Below are 13017 nucleotides of genomic sequence, written 5' to 3' on the forward strand. Positions count from 1 at the left end.
TGACATTCTATTTACTCCTTCTGACGATCAGAATGGACACGTATTGAATTATGAAGTATAACAGAGCAACAAACAGAATTTGCGAAAACGACAACAGGTTTTCATTCACCGTAATTGTCATGCCTGCGTCGCTAACGGTATTCCTGTTAACGAAGCCTGCCCAGCCCTCGTCCCCCTGCAGCGTCAAAGACAAGATGATATAATTAATAAACGATATTGCAGGAAGCAGGAGGTACGATACTTTTACCGGCTTCTTTGTCCATGCTGCAATAAATGTAAGAACAGCGTTGGTCAATACTGGCAACAGATAGATCAAACCCAGGAAAGCGAGAATATCTATCTGGTCTATCCAATAAATCCCCGTAAAGTAGATAAAGGAATGAACTATGACCGCAACAACCAAGGATATAATCATGTTTCCTCACGATAAGAATTCGCCAACTAGTAGATTATGCAGACAGTGGAAAGCTATCGATGCTTGGATACCGAACTTCTCATTCAGGTAGTACAACACCAGCCCGGCCGGCACTTTTGCGATATTTGCTATAGGGTCACCATTCAGATGTAGCAGAAACGCGAATAAAAGCGTACCTAATATGATTGCTCGATTCTTCGAAAATTTGCTTATCAGTACCGATAAAATTATCCATCTGAATAGTAGCTCCTCGCATGTAGCTATGGCAAGGTTATGGACGATTTCTTGTTCACAATCCAGTGTCCATGATAGTAGACCCAAAAGAAGTGCAAGCGCGCCAGCCGACTTGTAGCCGAAATTTAACGCCATCATCTTGAAACCTAGTGCTCGTGAAATCAACAGCGGAACCGCCACGAAGGCTAGTGGCGCATATATTAGGAGACATAGGTCCATGTGTAACCGATTTTTGAAACCAGCTAGTACGATAGTAGCGTTACCAATGTTGACTAGCATGCCAGCAATGACGACAAGCGCGATGGCCACAAGGAGACATTCGAATTTAGATTTTTCGTTTTTCATGATCTTTAGGAAGAACGTAGCGGGAAGCAAGTATCGCGATTCCTCGGGTCTCGCTACGCGCCCGGATGAGATGGTGGTCCGGTCTTACCAGCGCCACCGCTTACCGGTATATCCAATCTTAACGATGCCGATGTTCACCTCATTACGAGTGAACAGCTTCTTCAGGAACTCCATTGCGCACCTCCCTGCAACTCTTGCTGTTTCGTTCTGACGCCTTTAGTTCTAGTCCCGTGGAAGCCTATTGGCAATGGTTAATTTTCCTGAGGCTACGATGAGAAGATTCTTAGACCGGCGAGCAGGCGATTTGTTACGTGATTAACCTGAAAGTGAGGGGCGCGTAACCCAGCGTTAAATTTGGGCACCCCTATTTGGGGTTGGGGACCTCGCCTCTCTTCTCAAACCCTCAGTTTCAGACCATCTGGGTGGTCGTCGAAGGTTCGTACCGATGGCAAGCTACCGTCTTTGCGCGGCTACTCCAAATCCTCAAACGGATCGCCCCACCTACCAGGTAGTCTGACTTCTTCCTACGCCGAGCGCGCAAGCCTGGATTCACTCCAATCCAAGAGACATCGAAAAACCAGGTAGGAGCCGTTTCCGCGCCGACCAAAACACCAGATGGATCATCCACCCGGACGACACTGGCTTCGCCGGCACTCCAACCTGGAGCCTCCGTGCAACCGGCCACCGTCCTATCTCCGACCCAGCGACAGCGCTGGCATCTCTGACGCGGGCTGCTAAGATCTGCACGCTCGCACTCGCGCTCTGTTGGTTAGGGTTCGAGTGCGTCACGCTTTATGACGTTTACCCAGAAAGTTGCAGGGCTACACGTGCTTAGTATCTTCGCAGACAACATATTCTTGACCATGTTCCTGGTGATCGCCCTCGGCGCCGGGCTTGGCGCGGTGCCCATCGGCGGCATCCGCTTCGGCGCCGCTGGAACGCTTTTCGTCGGCCTACTCGTCGGCGCTCTTATTCCCGAACCCTCCGCTGACCTGGCCATGCTCCAGAGCTTGGGCCTCGGCCTGTTCGTCTACCTCGTGGGCCTGGAGGCCGGTGAGAGCTTCTTCAAGCAGCTCAAATCTCAGCTGGGCTTGATCCTTTCCGCGGTTGCGGCGATCGCCGTCGGTGCGGCTGTCGCCGTCGTCGGCGGGTTGCTGCTAGGTGTGTCCCGAGAGATCACGGTCGGTATCTTCTCCGGTGCGCTGACGAACACCCCGTCGCTGTCCCTGGCCCAGACGCAGACCAACTCTGACCTGCCGGCCGTGGGGTACTCCCTGGCCTACCCGACGGGCGTGGTCGTGGCTATTCTCATCGTGTCCGTCTTCGTCAACCAGAAGTGGAAGGCCGCGAAGGACACCAACAACCCGGACGATACGGTCTTTGAGAAGGCTCGCGTCATCTTGAACAAGGACCTCGCAGTCGAGGAACTCTTCGAGCTCGGCGAAGGCCGCGTGCGCATTGCCAGCGTTCGCCGCGGCGGGGTTACTCGTGTCGTCAACAAGGACCTCGCGCTGCTCAGCGGCGACGAGGTCACTCTCTTTGCCGCCAAGTCCGTCCTCAAGGACCTCATTAAGGCGGTCGGCACGAAGGCGCCGCGTCGTTGGGCCCGGGAGCGCAATGTCGCCATGGATGAACTGACCGTTTCTAACCCGTCGTTGCCCGGCCAGCGCATCGGTGATCTTCCGCTGTATTCCCAGTTGGGCGCGGTTATCACCCGCATTCGCCGCGTCGACGAGGAGATCCTCGCCTCCCCGGACACCTACCTTGAAGCCGGCGACATCGTGGAGGTCATCCACCCCGTCGGCAAGGAAGGCGACCTGGAGACCTTCTTTGGTGACTCCAAGCGCAGCGTTTCTGAAGTGGACCTTGTGACCTTCGCTGGCGGTTTGGGCCTCGGCTTCGCCGCCGCGCTCATTGTTATCCCGCTGCCCGCCGGCGCCGCCTTTGCTCTCGGGTCGGCGGCCGGCCCGCTCATCGCTGGCCTCATTCTCGGCGCGATGCGCAATACTCCGATGGGGTCGACGTGGAAGCTGCCGCGCAGCGCCAACTTCACCCTGCGTCAGTTCGGTCTCATGCTCTTCCTTGCTGCCGTCGGCATCGCTTCCGGCCCGGCTTTTGCTGCTACCGCCATCAGCATGACCGGCTTGATTTCGGTGATCCTCGGCGGCCTCGTCGCCGCGGCCACGCTCGTTGTCTTCTACCTTCTTATGCGCGTCCAGGGCATGTCCGCCGCCCGCGCTAGCGGCGGCGCGTCGGGCATCATGAGCCAGCCCGCCGTCCTGGAGTTCGCTTCCAGCAAGGCGAAGGACCCGCGCGTCATGATTGGTTACAGCACCGTGGTGACCGTGGCCGTGATCGTGAAGATCATCATGGTGCCGCTCATGCTGCTCGTCATCTAGGCGCCCGGGCCGGTGAATCGCCCCGTGTCACCCGCGACTCTTAAGATGAGCGGTATGTCTGACCTGGCGAGCTCACCGGCCTCAATCACCCTCGGCGTGATCGGGGTACTGCTATTCATCCCGGCGCTGCTCCTCTTTATCCGCGGCGCGTGGCGCGTGTTCCGCCTGGTAGCCGCCGGTCAGCCGGTGGAGCGCGGAACCCGCATAGACCGCCCCGGCCGCCGTCTGGCTACGACCCTGATCGAAGTCTTCGGGCATACCCGGATGTTTAAACGACCCATCTTCGCTGTGCTGCATTGGCTGGTGATGGTGGGATTCCTCCTCGGAATCATCGTATATTTCGAGGCTTTTATTCAAGTGTTTTTCCCGGCCGGCGGGTGGCCGTGGCTCTCCTCGCTTGCCCTGTACCACGTAATCGAAGAAGTCCTCGGCATCGGCACCGTCGTGGGTATCGGTGGGTTTATCTGCTACCGCCTGCGTGCCGGCGCAGACAGCCGCCTTAGTCGGTTCTACAACTCCAACATGACCTCGGCGCGCGTCATTGAGGCCATTGTTTTGTTGGAAGGCCTGGGCATGCTCTTGGTCAAGGCGAGCAAGATCGCCGCCTTTGGCACCGATCACATCTGGCCCAATTTCCTCTCCTACTGGATCGCCCAGCTCCTGCCCGCCGAGCCACTGCTGGTCAGCGTGTTCGCCTTCATCAAGCTGGTGTCCGGCCTGGGGTTCTTCGTCCTCGTCGGTCTGAACCTCTCCTGGGGCGTGGCGTGGCACCGCTTCACCGCCTTCTTTACTATCTTTTTGCAGCGTAACGCCGACGGCTCCGGCGCCCTAGGCCGGCTCAAGCCGATGGTGTCCGATGGGCGCGCCGTCACCGTTGACAATGTCACCGACGATGACCGCCTCGGCGTCGGCACCCTCGCGGACGCGTCGTGGAAGCTGTTGCTCGACGCCACTGCGTGTACAGAGTGCGGCCGCTGCCAGGACCTGTGCCCCGCGTGGAATACAGGCAAGCCTTTGAGCCCGAAGAAACTCATGATGGATCTGCGCGCCGCAGCCGTTTCCGGCGCAGGGCTGCCCACCGACCCCACCGTCGCCGAGGCACCTACCGATCACACTGGAGTAGACGTTCTCGCCCTGGCCGGCGCCGGTGGCGTTATCGACGACGACGTACTGTGGTCCTGCACCAACTGTGGTGCCTGTGTCGATCAGTGCCCGGTAGATATCGAGCACATCGACCACGTGGCCGACCTGCGGCGATTCCAGGTGCTCGCCGCCTCTGACTTCCCCAGCGAACTCGCGGGAATGTTCACCAACATTGATATGAAGGGAAATCCTTGGGGCCGGAGCAACGCAGAACGCGCATCCTGGGTCGCAGAGGCCCGGCGCGACGGCATCGACGTCCCCGTCATCGGCGAGGCTGGTGTCACCTTCGACGACACCGAGTACCTGTTCTGGGTGGGTTGTGCCGGCGCCTATGACGACCAGGGGCGAAAGACCACCCGCGCCGTCGTCGAGCTGCTCCACACCGCCGGGGTGAAATTCGCGGTGCTCGCCACGGGCGAATCCTGTACCGGCGATCCCGCCCGTCGAGCGGGCAATGAGTTCCTTTTCCAAATGCAGGCCGCACGCAACATCGATACTCTCGACGCCGCCTTCGAGGGCGTCGAACCGGGCAAGCGGAAGATCATCACAACGTGCCCGCACTGTTTTAATACCATTCGTAACGAATACCCGGACTTCGACGGTCATTATGACGTCTTCCACCACACTCAGCTGCTCAATCGGTTGGTGCGCGACAAGCGCCTGACCCCGATTCCTCGTACCCCGGACAAGCGACGCCCCGTGACGTACCACGATCCGTGCTTCCTCGGCCGGCAAAACCAGGTCTACGACCCGCCGCGTGAGCTGGTACAAGCCACCGGTATGCAGCTCAACGAAATGACTCGTAACCGCGGCGAGGCCTTCTGCTGTGGTGCTGGCGGCGCCCGGATGTTCATGGAGGAGAATATCGGCACCCGCATTAGCGAATTCCGGGCCCAGCAGGCCTTGGAGACCGGCGCCGAGGAGATCGCGGTGGGCTGTCCCTTCTGTAATTCCATGTTTACCGGCGCCATGAAGTCACTGAAACAGGACTCCGGCCCGACGCCAGCGACCGTCAACGACGTCGCGGTCATGCTGCGCGATTCCATTCTCGTCGACGGCACTCTGCCGACGCCGGCACCGAAGTCCGCCGTTGTCCATCCGACGCGCGTAGACCTAGGGCTCGTTGCTCCCCGCACCCGCACCACGGAGAAGAACGAGCCGACCGCTACGACAACAGTCTCGACCGACGGTGCCCAGACGCCGCCGGCGGCTCCCCCAGCGCCTGCTGCCTCCGCGCCTCCCGCGGCTCCGTTGGTTCCTGCTGCTCCCGCGGTTCCGACGCCGCCAGAAGCGCCGACGCCTCCCCCTGCTCCGGCAGCTCCCGCGCCCTTGGCGGTTCCTGTAGTGGCTCCACCGGCGCCCATCCCCGCAGTCCCGTCTGTGCCGGCAGCTCCACCCACCCCGCCAGCGCCTCCGCGGGCAACACCGCATGCGCCTGCTGCCCCCGCTGCCCCCGCGGCTCCACAGGTTCCTGCTGCTCCCACGGTTCCGACGCCGCCAGAAGCGCCGACGCCTCCCCCTGCTCCGGCAGCTCCCGCGCCCTTGGCGGTTCCTGTAGTGGCTCCACCGGCGCCCATCCCCGCAGTCCCGTCTGTGCCGGCAGCTCCACCCACCCCGCCAGCGCCTCCGCGGGCAACACCGCATGCGCCTGCTGCCCCCGCTGCCCCCGCGGCTCCCGCGGCTCCACAGGTTCCTGCTGCTCCCACGGTTCCGACGCCGCCAGTAGCGCCAACGCCGCCGACGCCTCCCCCTGCTTCGGCAGCGCCGACCCCGACGGCAGCTCCCGGGGCTCCCACGATTCCCACTCCTGCGGCTCCTACGCCTTCGACACCGCCTGTCCCCGCGCCTCCGGCGGCACCGCCCGCGCCGCCGGCACCGCCCGCGCCGCCGGCACCGCCCGCGCCGCCGTCCCCCAGCTAGACCAGCTAGGCCAGCGCGGAAGGCTCTTGCACCCCAAGCTAACGCAGTTTTAGGATTGGCTTACCTATAGTGATTGGAGTTCCCGTGCGCGTCTCACCTTCCCCTGGCCCCTCAATGACGACCCCGTCTCCTTCGGTCGCCCTGGCTGGCGCGGCTAGTTGCCCGGAAACGGGCAGGCCGCACGCGACGGGCCTATCCGCCTACGAGCATCGTCTCGCGTCCCGGTTGCTGGCAGGGGAAGGGTCGTTGACGATGGTGGCGCACCGTCGCACGACGCCGTCGTCGCGTGTTATGCCGTCATCACACGCGACTGTCCTGCTACATCACCTGCTTCCGGACGGCCGGCTCAGCGTCACCTGCCTGGAGTCCGATGTCGCTCACCTGACGAACGGCACCGTCGCCGTGAGCATTCACCGAGGTGCGCTCGACGATGACCTTCACGTTCACTTCGCCAGTGTGGCCGTCGTCGGCGAGCTTGCCTGGGAGCCGGGTACCGGTGGTGGGACCCGGACTGGCAGCATCACCCCTTCCACGGTGGATCTCACCTGGCCGGGCGGCAGCGTCAGCATTGATCCGTCGGAGATCGACACTACGGTTCGGGCGTGCGGGGCGCGGGAGGCGTCGCAGCTAGTGCGGGACCTGGGTCAGGAGTGGGTGGAGTCCTTGGCAACGTCGGTGCGCGTCGGGCTGGCACCGGGAACGGTGGTGTCCGAGTTGCAACTGCCGCCAGCCGCGGGAATGCAGCATCGCACGTGGGTGGCGGACGTCGACGTCGAGGGGGTGGTGGTGATGTGTTGTTCGGACACTCGCCTGGCGACGGTGCTGGTGGAGTTACCCACCCCGGCGTGCCACGCGTGGCTCAATCGGCGTTAGGAATGTTCATGGGCGGGCCGCCGCGCTTAAGATGAGTGCCATGAGCAGTCCTTATTCAGCACACGCCCGCCTCAGCGACGCCGAACGAGCTGGCTACATGACCGCTTTGGGGGAGGCCTTTTCCGAGGGCCGTATCACGGTGGACGAGTACGACGAGCGCTGCCGGGTGGTGAGCGCCGCCCGATTCCCGTGCGACGTTGAGTCAGCGTTCGCCGATCTTCCCTTCCCCTCCGCCGGCGCCGGGCACAACTTCGCCGTCGCAGTGCCGGAGCCGGTTTTCACCGCGTCGGAGATCGACCGGCTGCACCGGGCGTCGCAGCGCAATCGAGCTGGCGTGGTAGCGCTCACGACGATCGGCACCATCGCCGCCGGTACGCTGTTCGCCGAGACCACCGCTGGGCTGTCGCTGCTCTTGATGCTCGCGGTGCCGATAGTGGTGGTGCTGCTCTATGTCATGAAGGTGGGCCCGTCGAGCTGGTACCAGCCGTCGGTGCGGCAGCTGCGGCGCGCCCGGATGCGCGAGATCGAGCAGCGCCATGCCCTGGAGACGGCGGAGAAGCGGGCGCGGGATCGCATTGAGGCCGCCGAGCTCCGCGCTCGTCGCCACAAGCTTTCGGGGGAGATCTCCACGGAGATCCTGGAGGTAGCGCGCCGGGGTTTGGGCAAGATGAAGCACTAGCGGCGCGGTTCGCTCATCGGATGCACGCTAGCTATGGCACGATAGTTTTCCATGAGCAAAGACAGCACCCCCGAGACCCCCGTCGAGCGGCCTCGGCACCGTCAGTCCACGACCTTCGACCAGTCGTCGAAGCTCAAGAACGTCTTTTATGACCTCCGCGGCCCGCTTGCAGTGGAGGCGGAGCGGATGGAGGCCGACGGCCACAGCATCCTCAAGCTCAACACGGGCAACCCGGCCATCTTCGGCTTCAACGCCCCAGACGTCATCATGCGCGACATGATCGCCGCGCTGCCCATTTCTCAGGGCTATTCCACGTCTAAGGGCATCCTCCCGGCGCGCCGGGCGGTGGTGACGCGTTATGAGATGATCGACGCTTTCCCGCACTTCGACGTCGAGGACGTCTACCTCGGCAACGGCGTCTCCGAGTTGATTTCCATGACCACGCAGGCGCTGCTCGACGACGGCGACGAGGTCCTCATCCCTATGCCGGACTACCCGCTGTGGACGGCGTCGACGACGCTGGCCGGCGGCAAGGCCGTGCACTACGCGTGCGACGAGAACGATGCCTGGAACCCGGACATCGAGGACATCCGCTCGAAGATCACCGAGCGCACCAAGGCCATTGTCGTCATCAACCCGAACAACCCGACCGGCGCGGTGTACGCCCGAGAGACGTTGGAGCAGCTCGCCGCCGTCGCCCGGGAGAACAATCTCATGATCCTCGCGGACGAGATCTATGATCGTATCCTCTACGACGGCGCGGAGCACATCTCCATGGCAGAGGTCGCGCCCGACGTCGTGACCTTGACGTTCAACGGTCTGTCCAAGGCCTACCGGGTGGCGGGCTACCGCGCCGGCTGGCTCATCATCACCGGCCCGAAGCACCGCGCGGAGGGCTTCATCGAGGGCCTGGATCTGCTCGCCGGCACGCGCCTGTGCGCCAACGTCCCCGGCCAGCACGCCATCCAGGTGGCCTTGGGTGGCCGGCAGTCCATTTACGGTTTGACGGGCGAGGGCGGCCGCCTGTTCAAACAGCGCAACATCGCCTATGAGAAGCTCAACGAGATTCCCGGCGTGAGCTGTGTCAAACCGATGGGCGCGCTCTACGCCTTCCCGCGCCTGGACCCCAATGTGTACGAGATCCACGATGACACCAAGCTCATGCTGGATCTGCTCCGGGCGGAGAAGATTCTCATGGTGCAGGGCACCGGCTTTAACATGCCGGACACCCAGCACTTCCGGGTGGTGACGCTACCGTGGGCGTCCCAGCTGGAGAACGCCATTGAGCGGCTCGGAAACTTCCTCGTCTCCTACAAGCAGTAGCGGGTCGGCGCCCGCTTCGATGGCGTCGACGGCGGCGAGGACCTCTGCCCGGGCCGCCGCCGCGCGTCGGGCGCGCGCCGCCATGATGACGACGGTGACGCCGCCGACAATGAGCAGCCACGCGAGCATCCCGGCGACGCCGATAGCGTAACCACCGCCCAAGGTTCCTTGAGAGGCGGCGACGAACCCCTCGCGCTGGTAGCTCATCCAGTGCAGCGGGCGCAGCAGCCGGAAGGCGGCCGGGGTGGTGTATTCCGGCCAGATGCCGCCGAAGCTGAACAGGCCGAGGAAGAACGCGGCCAGGCTGGCAATTCCGGCTAGGACGCGGTCGAGGATCGTCGAGAAGAACACGAGCACCGCCGCGTTAGTGGCCACCACGAGGCCGAGGGCGACGGCCATCGCGACCGGGTTCGCGGGAGACCACCCGAGGGTGCCGGCCAGCCCGGCGAGCACCGCCGTGATGGCCCCGCCGACGCCGACATGCACCGCCCAGGAGCGCAGCGCGGCCGCGATGGTGGCTCGGTGACGCAGGCCGGGCAGCAGCAGCGACGCGAGGAAAGTGAGCAGGAAACCGAACACCAGCAGGATAAGCAGCGACGCACCGGAGTCGGCCACGCGGACGGTGGGGTCGGCCGGGTCGACGATGCTCTTCGCCGGGTTGAGGTTGGTGTGCTCGAAGGTGATCGGGGCGCCGATCTGTTCCGCGGAGGCGCTGAGGTTGACGACGTGGGGCGCGCGGTCCGCGCCGTCGCGCAGGCCGGTGGCCAGGCGGGCGGTGCCCTCGCCGAGTTCGCCGACGCCGTCGTCGAGCCGCGTCGCGCCGTCGTGGAGGCGCACCGCCCCGTCGTCGAGAGCGCTCAGGCCGGCGTTGAGGCTGCGCTGGCCCTCGGCCACCCGGGCGGTGCCCTGCTCTAGTGAGTCCATGCCGTCGACGAGCTGATTGAGCCCGCCGCGGTACGCGGATTGCGGGTCGGAGAGGTTGGTGTGGACGAGGTGGGCGCCGTCTTCCAGCCGGCGCAAGGAGGTGGCGAGGTTGTCGGGGTTGGCGGGGTCGAACTTGGCGGCGATGTCGCGCATCCGCTGGGCGTCGTCGGCCCGACCGACGCCGTCGAGCACCGGCGCGAGCGCGCCAAGGAACGGAGAGAGGCCCTGGGCGGAGTCCACCAACGGCAAAAGGTGGGTGTTGAGTTCGGAGATGCCGCCGGAGATCTGGCTCATGCCGTCGGCCATCTGATCGGTGCCGTCGATGAGGCGGTGCCCGCCCTCGGCGAGACGCTGGCTGCCTTGTTCCACCAGGGCAGTGCCGTCGACGAGCTTGGCGGACCCCTCGGTGAGCCGCGTCGTGGCCTCGGTGAGGCGGCCCGTGCCGTCGGCGAGCGTCGCGGAACCGTCGGCGAGGCGGGTGACGCCGTCGTTGACGCGTTCGGCGCCGTCGGCCCCGGCGGCGATGCCCTCGCCGAGCTGGTTGAGTCCGCCCAGAACGCGTTCGGCGTAGGTGGTGGACACCGCGGTGTTGATCTTGGCTTCTACCTCGGGAAGCAGCCCGGACGTGAGGAAGGCGCCGGCGGTGCCGTTGAAGTCGTTTTCGGTGATCTCGATGGTGGGATGCCGCGGATTCTCCGAGATGACGGACTGGGTCGCGGCGGAGAAGTCTTTCGGGATGCGCACGGTGAACAGGTAGTCGGTGTGTTTGAGCCCGGCGTCGGCCTCGGCGGCGGAGACTTCCTCGAAGTGGAGGTAGTCGGTGGCGAGCAAGCCTTCGACGACGGTGCGGCCGTGGTTGTCGCCACCGGGCAGGCCGGCGTCTTCGTTAACGACGGCGAGTGGCACCGTGCGCAGGTACGGGGTGGGATCCCACATCGCCCACATGTACACCATGGCGACGGTGATGGGCAGGACGAGCAATCCCACGATGAGTGGTGGGCGCAGCCGGGCGCCGCGGCGCGCGTGCTGGGAACGAGACATGAAAGGGCCTTTCGGTAACCTGGTCCGCTAGCGTCCCGCCTCGGTTCGGCGCGGACAACGACAGTTCGTTTGCTTAGCGATACAAACACTACAGAGGGTTGGTTTCGCCCTCAAACTCACCGAAGGATCCCGATGTCACTTGCAGCCACCCTTAGATCCCTCGACGGCGCCGGCTACGGCGCCTACAAGAAGCTGCGCGGGCGCCACCGCGTCGGCGAGCTAACTGTGTACATCGACCGCGTCCAATCGGACCCCTTCGCCCCGCCGTCACAACTGCGCATCCACACGCAGTTTCCGCAGCTCAGCGCAGCCCAACGCTGCCCTACTGCCGCCGCGGACCTCCTCGCCCGGCGCCTCCACGCCGCCCTGCCGCGCGGCGACAAGCGCACCGGTCAGCTTCACATCGACGCCCCCGGCCAGCAGGTCCTCGACGCCACCGCTGTCCGCCTGCTCGACACGGGCCTAGAGATCCGCATCGAAGCAACACTGCCCGCCAACGGCCGCCGCATCCGCGGCCACGCCGCCGCCGAGTTGCTCACCCGTACCCTTCCCGCGGCCCTGGACGACGCCCTCGCCGTCGACGCCGCCGAGCTCGACGCCGCCTGCGAGCTCTTCCTCGACCAGGAGGCACTCCGCCAGGAACTCTCGTCTCGCGGCCTCGTCGCCTTCGTCGCCGATGGCTCGATCCTCCCGCGCCGCTCCGGCGACAGCGATCTCCCCCTCGCCGGCGCCGTCGCCTTCCGCGCGCCTTCGTCCCTGCGCGTCGCCATCGAGCTGCCCTCCGGCGCCACCGTCACCGGCCTAGGCATCCCGGAGGGCATCACCGTGATCGCCGGCGGCGGCTTTCACGGCAAATCGACGCTGCTGCGCGCGCTCCAGCTCGGCGTCTACAACCACCGCCGCGGCGACGGCCGAGAGTTCGCCATCACCCGCGCCGACGCCGTAAGCCTGCGCGCCGAAGACGGCCGCGCCGTCACCTGCGTGGACATCTCCCCTTTCATCACCAACCTTCCCACCCACGCCGACACCACCTCCTTTTCCACCACCAACGCCTCCGGCTCCACCTCCCAGGCGGCCTGGCTCATGGAAGCGTTGGAGGCCCGCGCGTCGTGCTTGCTCATCGACGAGGACACCTCTGCCACAAACTTCATGATCCGCGACGAGCGGATGCGCGCCCTCGTCCCCGACTCCCGCGAACCCATCACCCCGCTGCTGCACCGCATCCGCAGCCTGCGCGACGACCTGGGAGTCTCGACGGTCCTCATCACCGGAGGCACCTCCGCCTTCCTCGACGTCGCCGACACCGTCATCGTCATGGACGCCTACCAGCCGCTCGACGCCACCGACACCGCCCACGGCCTCGCTTCCCCGCTCAGCGCCGTCTCCAGTGCCATCTCCGCCCCGCGCCCGCGCACCGGCGCCCAGCTTCACCCGCGCCTCGACGGGCGCAAACCCCCGCAGGCCAAGTCCCTGCACACCATCCGCGTCGGACGTGGGGAGCTGGACTTGAGCGCCTGTGGCCAGCTCGTTCACCCCTCCCAAACCCGGGCCATCGCCGCCGCGTTGCCCGGCCTCGTCGAACTGCTCGACGACGGCGCCACCGTCCTCCAAGCCTGCGAGGAGATGGCCGCGACTTTCCCCGGGCAGGCGCGCTCCGGCCGGTTGGCCCGGGTTCGCCCGTTCGAGTTGCTGTTTGCCGTGAGCCACTTACGCTAAAGCGC

General features: G+C 64.5%; 9 protein-coding genes. 6 read left to right on the forward strand and 3 right to left on the reverse strand.

The features are described 5' to 3' along the window. Positions 1 to 7: 7 nt before the first annotated feature. Together CUTER_RS09875 and CUTER_RS12090 are read right to left on the reverse strand one after the other, a co-directional pair. Positions 8 to 415 (reverse strand): Msa family membrane protein, encoded by a 408-nt coding sequence (locus tag CUTER_RS09875; protein WP_047260284.1) that lies wholly within the window; start codon positions 413 to 415, stop codon positions 8 to 10. 6 nt (positions 416 to 421) lie between these two features. Further along, positions 422 to 994, reverse strand: a complete 573-nt coding sequence (locus CUTER_RS12090; RefSeq protein WP_144412308.1) for a CPBP family intramembrane glutamic endopeptidase — start codon at positions 992 to 994, stop codon at positions 422 to 424. Positions 995 to 1857: 863 nt separating this feature from the next. Here CUTER_RS12090 and CUTER_RS09880 point away from each other — a divergent pair. From CUTER_RS09880 to CUTER_RS09900, 5 genes are all read left to right on the forward strand, one after another. Next, entirely contained in the window at positions 1858 to 3393 is a 1536-nt protein-coding gene (locus tag CUTER_RS09880; RefSeq protein ID WP_158408133.1) for an aspartate-alanine antiporter-like transporter, read from the forward strand. A gap of 54 nt (positions 3394 to 3447) precedes the next feature. Further along, positions 3448 to 6456, forward strand: coding sequence for a (Fe-S)-binding protein (locus tag CUTER_RS09885; RefSeq protein WP_047260286.1), 3009 nt, complete (start codon positions 3448 to 3450; stop codon positions 6454 to 6456). 114 nt (positions 6457 to 6570) lie between these two features. Next, the gene (locus CUTER_RS09890) at positions 6571 to 7329 is read left to right on the forward strand and encodes a hypothetical protein (RefSeq protein WP_144412309.1); all 759 of its coding nucleotides are present in this window, start codon (positions 6571 to 6573) and stop codon (positions 7327 to 7329) included. A 40-nt stretch (positions 7330 to 7369) separates the two neighbouring features. Next, entirely contained in the window at positions 7370 to 8008 is a 639-nt protein-coding gene (locus CUTER_RS09895; protein ID WP_047260288.1) for a DUF1707 SHOCT-like domain-containing protein, read from the forward strand. Positions 8009 to 8059: 51 nt separating this feature from the next. Beyond that, positions 8060 to 9331, forward strand: a complete 1272-nt coding sequence (locus CUTER_RS09900) for a pyridoxal phosphate-dependent aminotransferase (protein ID WP_047260289.1) — start codon at positions 8060 to 8062, stop codon at positions 9329 to 9331. Here the strand turns inward: CUTER_RS09900 and CUTER_RS09905 are convergent. Then, entirely contained in the window at positions 9260 to 11296 is a 2037-nt protein-coding gene (locus CUTER_RS09905) for a YhgE/Pip domain-containing protein (protein WP_052844114.1), read from the reverse strand. The two genes, CUTER_RS09900 and CUTER_RS09905, sit on opposite strands and share 72 nt — an antisense overlap. A gap of 132 nt (positions 11297 to 11428) precedes the next feature. On the opposite strand from CUTER_RS09905, the gene CUTER_RS09910 reads away from it, so the two are divergent. Continuing rightward, positions 11429 to 13012, forward strand: a complete 1584-nt coding sequence (locus CUTER_RS09910; protein ID WP_047260290.1) for an ABC-ATPase domain-containing protein — start codon at positions 11429 to 11431, stop codon at positions 13010 to 13012. Positions 13013 to 13017: the final 5 nt, after the last annotated feature.

The organism is Corynebacterium uterequi, from assembly GCF_001021065.1.
In the GTDB taxonomy this organism is placed as follows: domain Bacteria; phylum Actinomycetota; class Actinomycetes; order Mycobacteriales; family Mycobacteriaceae; genus Corynebacterium; species Corynebacterium uterequi.

Coding starts and splice junctions, on each gene's coding strand:
- CUTER_RS09875 (WP_047260284.1), bottom strand. CDS start 415: ATGATTATATCCTTGGTTGTTGCGGTCATAGTTCATTCCTTTATCTAC.
- CUTER_RS09880 (WP_158408133.1), top strand. CDS start 1,858: ATGTTCCTGGTGATCGCCCTCGGCGCCGGGCTTGGCGCGGTGCCCATC.
- CUTER_RS09910 (WP_047260290.1), top strand. CDS start 11,429: ATGTCACTTGCAGCCACCCTTAGATCCCTCGACGGCGCCGGCTACGGC.
- CUTER_RS09885 (WP_047260286.1), top strand. CDS start 3,448: ATGTCTGACCTGGCGAGCTCACCGGCCTCAATCACCCTCGGCGTGATC.
- CUTER_RS12090 (WP_144412308.1), bottom strand. CDS start 994: ATGAAAAACGAAAAATCTAAATTCGAATGTCTCCTTGTGGCCATCGCG.
- CUTER_RS09905 (WP_052844114.1), bottom strand. CDS start 11,296: ATGTCTCGTTCCCAGCACGCGCGCCGCGGCGCCCGGCTGCGCCCACCA.
- CUTER_RS09895 (WP_047260288.1), top strand. CDS start 7,370: ATGAGCAGTCCTTATTCAGCACACGCCCGCCTCAGCGACGCCGAACGA.
- CUTER_RS09900 (WP_047260289.1), top strand. CDS start 8,060: ATGAGCAAAGACAGCACCCCCGAGACCCCCGTCGAGCGGCCTCGGCAC.
- CUTER_RS09890 (WP_144412309.1), top strand. CDS start 6,571: ATGACGACCCCGTCTCCTTCGGTCGCCCTGGCTGGCGCGGCTAGTTGC.